Origin of the sequence: Halococcus sp. AFM35, from assembly GCF_051195015.1 — an archaeon.
Lineage (GTDB): Archaea > Halobacteriota > Halobacteria > Halobacteriales > Halococcaceae > Halococcus.
Genome location: NZ_JBNTJU010000011.1, coordinates 92,930 through 99,733, shown reverse-complemented (window position 1 = coordinate 99,733; position 6,804 = coordinate 92,930). Strand labels below are relative to the sequence as shown.

Sequence of the window (6,804 nt, the reverse complement as noted above, 5' to 3'; positions counted from 1 at the left end):
GCGGGCCAGCCCTTCGGCGGCTACAAACAGTCAGGTATCGGCCGCGAGCAGGCCGAGGAGACCCTCGACCACTACTCCCAGACCAAGACTATCAACATGAATCTCTGAGGGCGTCGCAGCTTATCGGGCTATCGGCCCGGAACGAGAGCGAGCCGTTCCACAGTTTTGCGGATTCAGTGATTCGTTCGAGTGAAACTGCCCATCTCCATCTCTGTAAACAGTATCGTTTTCAAGGAATGTTTACACCTCGCCATCGCCATATCGAGCGCGAACACGGTTTTGTGAGTGAAGCAACAGTCAATGAACGGCCGTTGCAGGAAATATAGCGTTGTTCTCTTCAGCCACCACGAAAGGCAAGTCTCTGATAACACACCCTTAGACTGTGTTGGAAATACCGACACACGCTAAGCTTGTGTTAGATAACGCATCTTGTTTACAATTGATGTAAACAGCAGTGGCCCGAGCCAGTGACTGCGGTATGGTCTGTCGTGGATCACATGCCAGTGGCTGGCGACGCCAACCACGACCGAAAATCAGAAGATGCCGTTACGGGCTGGAGTTGGTCTCGATTTCCAAATCCGAGAGCGGACGCCCGATACACGTCAGGGCGTACCCCTCCTCTTTCTCGCTGTCCGAGAGGAACATTCCCTCGATCTGTTCGATATCGCCCTCATCGACTAGCTTGCCACAGCAGACGCCGCAGACGCCCATCCGGCACTGATAGGGAAGGTCGAGACCCGCCTCCTCGCCCGCCTCCAAGATGGATTCGTCTTCGGAGACCTCAAGGGTAACATCCTCGTCAACGAACTCGACCTCGTGTGTCTCCGACATCGTTAGTCGAGCCGTCTTTCGTAGACGTGTTCGACCGGCACACACCCGTTCTCCCGATAGACTTCTTCAGCGGCTTCGTCTCCGTCCATGGCGGTGATGCGGAAGAAGTCGATCTCTCGCGGTGGTTCGGTGAGCCACTCGACGGCTTCGTCGAGGAGGGCGCTTGCGATGCCGTGTCCGCGGTGTTCCTCGACGACGTACAGACCGTGAATCTGTCCATGATTCTCCAGCCGAAAGAGGGGGTGGTTTCCCATCACGCGCGCTTCGAGCACGCCAACAGGTTCATCGTCGGCTTCAGCAACGATGACGGTACCATACTTCGAATCGAGCAGTTGGTTTTCGAAATACGAGACCCATCGCTCGTCGGCGCTGTCTTCGTGACTATAGCGCTCGTCGTACTCCGAGAGATGGGCAGTAAACCCGTGCCAGAGTTCGAGAAGCCGTTCGCCATCATCGCGGTTGGCCTGCCTTATATCGACGTCCATACCCTACGTTTGAGCACGATGATTTAAAGCTTGTTCCGATATCACGTTCGTCGTGACATCAAGACGTTCCAAGGGAGGGAGGTCGACGAAGGCCTCAGTCGGTATCCGTGTTCATGCAAACGGAGTAAAGCTTTTACCCACCGAACCGCAAGAACCGGGTGTGAGATCGAGCCATGGTTAGCGAAAAACAGTTCAAAGAGTCCCTTCAGGACGGCAAGATGATCGAGTCGGTCGACGAGATGACCGAGGGCTACAAGGATGCGCTCACGACGATACTCATCAGTTCCGGCGATACCGAGTACATGAGCGCGCCGGCGTACTACGAGCAGTCGATGCAGGCACCGAGCCTCAACGCGCGCACGTCCTGCGTCAGCGTCATTCAGGACGAGCTCGGCCACGGCCACATCGCCTACCGCCTGCTCGAAGACCTCGGCGTCAGCCGCGAGGAACTCATCTACGGGCGCGAACCCCACGAGTTCAGGAACACGTACGGGTTCGACCAACCCATCGAGAACTTCGCCGAACTCGTGACCGCCCACGGTCTCTGGGACCGCGCCGGTATCGTGCTGTTGGGAGACATCCACGAGAACACCTCGTATGCCCCGTGGAAGCGTGCACTGACGAAGGTGAGCAAGGAAGAGCAGTTCCACCTCCGCCACGGCAAGACGTGGATGAGCCGTCTGGCGAACAAAGGCGGGAAGACGAAACAGGCGATGCAGGAGGCGGTCGACTGGATGTTCCCCATCGGCGTCGAGTGGTTCGGGATGCCCGACGACCAGAAAGAACACGACGACCAGCTCGAATACCGTATCAAGGGCAAGAGCAACGACGAACTCCGGCAGGACTGGCTCTCGCGAACGGTACCGATGCTGGAGGAGATCGGTCTCGACGCCCCGGCTCACTACGACGAGGAGAGCGACGAGTACGTCCCCGAATACGATTGGCCCGTCGCGTTCGTCGAAGAGGACAAGGACTGGCGGTTCGACGACCCCATCTCTGGGTCCGACATGATCGACCGCTGGCGCAGCCGCGGTCCCGCCAACGAAAAGTACGTGAACATGCTCCAATCCGGTGAGGTGAACGTTCCCGCATGAGCACGACTCGATCCGTACTCGGCGACGGAACCCCGTTCGGTCCCGACGAGAACACCTCGGCGTCCGAACAACGCTACTGGAAACTCATCGACGAGATTCCGGACCCGCACATCCCGGTGAGCCTCGTCGAGATGGGGATGATCTACGACATCGAAGCGGACGGCGGCGATGTCACGGTGGAAATGACGTTCCCGTGCATGGGCTGTCCGGCCTACGACATGATTCAGGGCGACATCGAAGGGATGTTGACCGTCGAAGAGGACGTGGATACCGTCGAAATCGACATCGTCTGGGACCCGGTCTGGTCGAAGGAGATGCTCACCCCTGAGGTGCGCGAGAAGATGCGTGAGGCGGGTATCAGTCTATGAAATACGAGGTGTTCGCGCGGCTCAACGCGGGCGACGAGACCATCCACGTCGGGCGGGTCGAGGCCGACACGGACACGCTGGCGCGGTCGTTCGCCCGGACGGCCTACGACGAGGAGGACTGGGACTACATGGCCGTCGTGCGCCGCGAACACGTCCTCGAAGTCGAACAGGACCGAGTCGCTCCGTCGACGGGAGGCTCCTCGTGAGCGACGAGTGGTCCGATTCGACCGTGGAGTTCGTCCAAGCCATCACCGACACGAAACTCGTCCTCTCACACCGCTACGCCGAGTGGATGTTGAACGGCCCATCGCTAGAGGACGACATCGGCGGTGCGAGCGCGGCACAGGACGAGGTGGGTCACGTCCGCCAGTTGATTCGGCTCCTCGAAGGTCAGGGCCGCGAGAGCGACTGGCTCGAAGGCAATCGTGCCCCCGAGGAGTTCCGGAACGCCGCCTGCCTCGACGACACCAGCGAGTCGTGGGTCGAATTTCTGGGTTCGGCCGCCGCGGCCGACCGCGCGACGTGGTATCTGCTGGATTCGATCACCCACGAGGAGTTCGAGGGAATGGTCCAGAAGATCGGTGAGGACGAGTTCTTCCATCTGGAGTACCTCGACGCGCGATTGGAAACGCTCGCCGAGGAGAACCCCGAGGAGTTACAGGACGTGTTGGAGTCCACGATACCGGACGCGCTCGCGTTCATCGGCCCGGCGGACCACGACGAGGAGACGGACCCGCTCGTCGAATCGGGATTCACCGACCGTTCGGCCGCCGACCTCCGCGAGGCGTTCCTCTCGTACTTCGACGAGCGCCTTGATCCGACGGCGGTGTCGCTCGATGGAATCGACCGGGACGCGCCAGCAGCCGAAGAATGGGACGCAACACGACGGCGCGTCGGGAGCGGTGCCATCTCCCAGTCGGTGGTCGATTCGCTCACGGGCGTGGAAAACGAGATGTTCAGGATCCAATGAGTGCCATGACCGAAGAACGGAACGACACGCCACAGCCGGCCTGTCCGTTCTGTGAATCGACCGACGTCACCAGAGAGTCGGCGTTCGGATCAGAAATCTCGAAGAGCAAGTACTACTGTCACAACTGTCGGACGGTGTTCGAGCGGCTGAAATACGACGGCAAACGCCCCGGCACCGGGCGCTAATTCGGGTTTTCGACTCTCTTGGGCTTCGGTAGCGGCGGTTCCTTATCCTGAGACCGCAAATCATGGTACAAATGAGAACCGCAGGCCACACCCTCCCCAGCCGATTCCTTCGCGTCGTTCGCTTCGCTCACTCCGCTCAGTCATCCCTCGCGCGAGTCGCACGCTCCGCGTGCTCCCGCGCGCCACCGCCTTGTGAACGAATTTCGGATTGATAGTAGCGACAACTGTTCTCCGTTGCAGTACCGAGTGGCTTCAACAGGAAGGTTTTTGTAGTAACGTGCTGATTTTCCTCATGCATGGAATCGTTTAGCGAGCTCGACCTAGAGAACTTCAGTGCTAGCATGGACGGGCACGTCGGCATCCTTCGGCTCGACCGAGCGCCCGTGAACGCCCACAACCTCGACATGATCCTCGAACTGCAGCGCGCAGTCGAGGCCGTTCGGTTCGACGACGAGGTTCGCGTCGCCGTCCTCGCGAGCGCCAACGAGGACTTCTTCTCGACGGGCTACGACATCCAAGCCCTGCAGGACGAGACCGGCCGCCACATCGGGAAGGCCAGCCAGACGAGCAAGGAAGTCATCATGAAGATGCGGACGACGGACACCATCTTCATCGCCGCCGTCGACGGCCACTGCATGGGCGGCGGTCTCGAATTCGCCCTCGCCTGTGACTTCCGGTTCGTCGGCGACGATGCGGACTACAACATCGGCATCCCGGAGGTCGACCTCGGTCTCATCCCGGGCGAGGCGGGTACACAACTCCTTCCGCGCACCATCGGTCGGTCGAAAGCCATGCGGATGATGGTCTCTGGCGAGCCGATTGCACCGGAAGAAGCCACGGACGAGGGTCTCTTCGACGAACTGCACCCACCGGAAGAACTCGAAGACGCCGCGCTCGATTTCGCCGAGCAGCTCGTCGAGAAGCCGAATCGCGCAATCGGCTTCAACAAGCTCGCGGTCAACGAGGGCATGGAACTCCCGCTCTGGGACGCCCTCGCCCACGAGCGCGAACTCCAGAACCAGCTCTTCGAAACGCCCGGTGCCGAGGAGGGAATCGGCGCGTTCCTCGAAGACCGCGACCCGGACTTCGTCGAGGCCGAACTCGGCGAGGACGCGAAACCGGAAGACGAGCGCTGACGAGCGACTGAGCAGTGCGGGAAGACATCCGCGTCGTCCCCGCTGTGTTTGGATTGTGGTTTACTGGCCGATATCGTTCGACCGATTTGTCAGTCTCACTCGCCACAGGGGGGGGGGGGGAGGCCGCCCGGACTACAACGTGTTTTTGCGTCTCAACCGGTCTCGATACCCAACGAGGTGGTCAAGGACCTAGACAGTACTGAGCGACAGTATCAGGAGGAGTCGATCATACCGTTCAGCCACATCCAGCGAGCGACGAATATCGTTCCAAACACGGAGACGATGATTATCGCATACAGCGGCACACCAGGGAGGAACGACAGCAGCCCGAATTCCATCAGCAGCGTCATCGCCAATGCGAACGTGAATCCAACACCCGCCACTTTCGGATAGTCTCGTGCGAACTGTGCGAAAATCGCACCGAATATCGACGGCACCAAATAGGATTCGAGTGCGTTTCGCCACAGCTCCGGCAGTGCTTGGAAGGCAGACACGAGGGCAAGCGCCCCCACCGTCAGGATGGTTATATTGACAGCGACTGATGCAGCGATTGCTATCGTCGAGATGACTGACCCCTGTCGTGTCCCGGTCTCGACGCCGGCACTCTCCTGCGCTGCAGCAGCGCACGGCAACCGCAGATTCGAGATATTGCCGGACAGAAACGCCATGTACGTCCCCGGAATCCCCAAGACGGGATAGTACGAAATCGGTTCGACGAACCACATCAGACCGAACGTGACTGCCACTGAGATGAACGCACCGACGATTGCGCCGACGGGAGGATTGATATCGAAAACCGTGAGCAAGACCACTCCAGGAACGAGGGACAACACCACCGCGAGGAGATTGGTTCTCCGCCCCCACTTGTTGATATATGGTATGAAGCTGTTCTCGTAAGCCCCACTACCATCTTCCGTCGTTTCCGCTATCCCACCAGTTTCCGTCGTTTCCGCTATCCCACCAGTTTCCGTCGTTTCTCCCATCTTACCACCAACTCCCAATCGTCAGTTGGATCGCCAGCCCGACGAACAGGCCAACCACCATCGCCGTTCCCAATGCCCACTCCCGAAGCCACTGAATGTCCCGTTCATCAGCGAGACGGAGCAGTCCGAGCATCACCAATCCGCCAGCGGCAACGGAACCGGTCTCCGGAGTACCTGCCGGGATTTCTCCGGTGAGGAAGTAGGCAAAGGCTCCGAGCATCGCTGCGGAACTGATGATTGGAATGAGGTTTTCGTTGTTGCCGCCGATCTTCTGTCTGGCCGTTTCCATATACGGCGTTCCGAGCGCCGAGACGAGCAACCAGCCCGTTCCGCCGAGAATCATCGACCAGACTGCGGTCGCGTACGCCTGTTCAGTGATCCCACTGTCGCCCAACCCGTAGCCGAACTGCGCAAGCCCGAGTTCGGCAGCCGGCAACTCGAACGCTACTGAGCCGATGACGGAGAGACGCATCCATGCGATTGGACCGCCGACAGTTGCTATCAACGCCAACATTCCGGCCAAAACCGCTATCGCCGGCCCGATAGCCGAAATCACGCCGGTTCTCAACCCGCTCTTCAATTGCTCATCCGACAACCCCACATCTCCACCGACGTCCCATGCACGTCGAAGGAACAACCCCGCTTGTAGTAGTACGACTATCACCACTGGTACTGATGCGAACCACATCCACGGACTGTTGGCAACGTCCATGTATGCTGGCACCAGTGGTATGGTTTGCCACTCTATCATG

At 59.5% G+C, this 6,804-nt stretch carries 11 protein-coding genes; 7 read left to right on the top strand and 4 right to left on the bottom strand.

The window, feature by feature from the left end; genetic code table 11:
- Window positions 1–108, top strand: a 108-nt coding sequence (locus ACQUQO_RS10660; RefSeq protein ID WP_435076700.1) for an aldehyde dehydrogenase family protein, incomplete at its 5' end; no start/stop codon positions are given.
- A gap of 438 nt (window positions 109–546) precedes the next feature.
- Here ACQUQO_RS10660 and ACQUQO_RS10655 read toward each other — a convergent pair.
- Window positions 547–831 (bottom strand): 2Fe-2S iron-sulfur cluster-binding protein, encoded by a 285-nt coding sequence (locus tag ACQUQO_RS10655; protein WP_435077983.1) that lies wholly within the window; start codon window positions 829–831, stop codon window positions 547–549.
- A 2-nt stretch (window positions 832–833) separates the two neighbouring features.
- Window positions 834–1,316: a GNAT family N-acetyltransferase gene (locus tag ACQUQO_RS10650; RefSeq protein WP_435077982.1), complete on the bottom strand. Its 483-nt coding sequence runs from the start codon at window positions 1,314–1,316 to the stop codon at window positions 834–836.
- Window positions 1,317–1,489: 173 nt separating this feature from the next.
- Here ACQUQO_RS10650 and ACQUQO_RS10645 point away from each other — a divergent pair, with 173 nt between their 5' ends.
- The 6 genes from ACQUQO_RS10645 to ACQUQO_RS10620 all read left to right on the top strand — a co-directional run bounded on the left by ACQUQO_RS10645 (window position 1,490) and on the right by ACQUQO_RS10620 (window position 5,069).
- Window positions 1,490–2,410, top strand: coding sequence for a Phenylacetic acid catabolic protein (locus ACQUQO_RS10645; protein WP_435077981.1), 921 nt, complete (start codon window positions 1,490–1,492; stop codon window positions 2,408–2,410).
- Window positions 2,407–2,778: a metal-sulfur cluster assembly factor gene (locus ACQUQO_RS10640; RefSeq protein ID WP_435077980.1), complete on the top strand. Its 372-nt coding sequence runs from the start codon at window positions 2,407–2,409 to the stop codon at window positions 2,776–2,778. The genes ACQUQO_RS10645 and ACQUQO_RS10640 overlap by 4 nt, the downstream gene beginning before the upstream one ends.
- On the top strand, window positions 2,775–2,984 hold the full coding sequence (locus tag ACQUQO_RS10635) for a phenylacetic acid degradation PaaB family protein (protein WP_435077979.1): 210 nt from the start codon (window positions 2,775–2,777) through the stop codon (window positions 2,982–2,984). The genes ACQUQO_RS10640 and ACQUQO_RS10635 overlap by 4 nt, the downstream gene beginning before the upstream one ends.
- Entirely contained in the window at window positions 2,981–3,748 is a 768-nt protein-coding gene (locus tag ACQUQO_RS10630; RefSeq protein WP_435077978.1) for a Phenylacetic acid catabolic protein, read from the top strand. The genes ACQUQO_RS10635 and ACQUQO_RS10630 overlap by 4 nt, the downstream gene beginning before the upstream one ends.
- Window positions 3,745–3,933: a PaaD-like zinc ribbon domain-containing protein gene (locus ACQUQO_RS10625; protein ID WP_435077977.1), complete on the top strand. Its 189-nt coding sequence runs from the start codon at window positions 3,745–3,747 to the stop codon at window positions 3,931–3,933. Before ACQUQO_RS10630 ends, ACQUQO_RS10625 begins: the two co-directional genes overlap by 4 nt.
- 296 nt (window positions 3,934–4,229) lie before the next feature.
- On the top strand, window positions 4,230–5,069 hold the full coding sequence (locus ACQUQO_RS10620; RefSeq protein WP_435077976.1) for an enoyl-CoA hydratase/isomerase family protein: 840 nt from the start codon (window positions 4,230–4,232) through the stop codon (window positions 5,067–5,069).
- Between the two features lie 212 nt (window positions 5,070–5,281).
- On the opposite strand, the gene ACQUQO_RS10615 is transcribed toward ACQUQO_RS10620, so the two are convergent.
- Together ACQUQO_RS10615 and ACQUQO_RS10610 are read right to left on the bottom strand one after the other, a co-directional pair.
- A complete protein-coding gene (locus ACQUQO_RS10615) occupies window positions 5,282–6,052 on the bottom strand; it encodes a hypothetical protein (RefSeq protein WP_435077975.1) in 771 nt (256 codons plus the stop codon).
- Between the two features lies 1 nt (window position 6,053).
- Complete coding sequence (locus ACQUQO_RS10610) at window positions 6,054–6,740, bottom strand: DUF5058 family protein (RefSeq protein ID WP_435077984.1); 687 nt, start codon at window positions 6,738–6,740, stop codon at window positions 6,054–6,056.
- Between the last annotated feature and the right edge of the window lie 64 nt (window positions 6,741–6,804).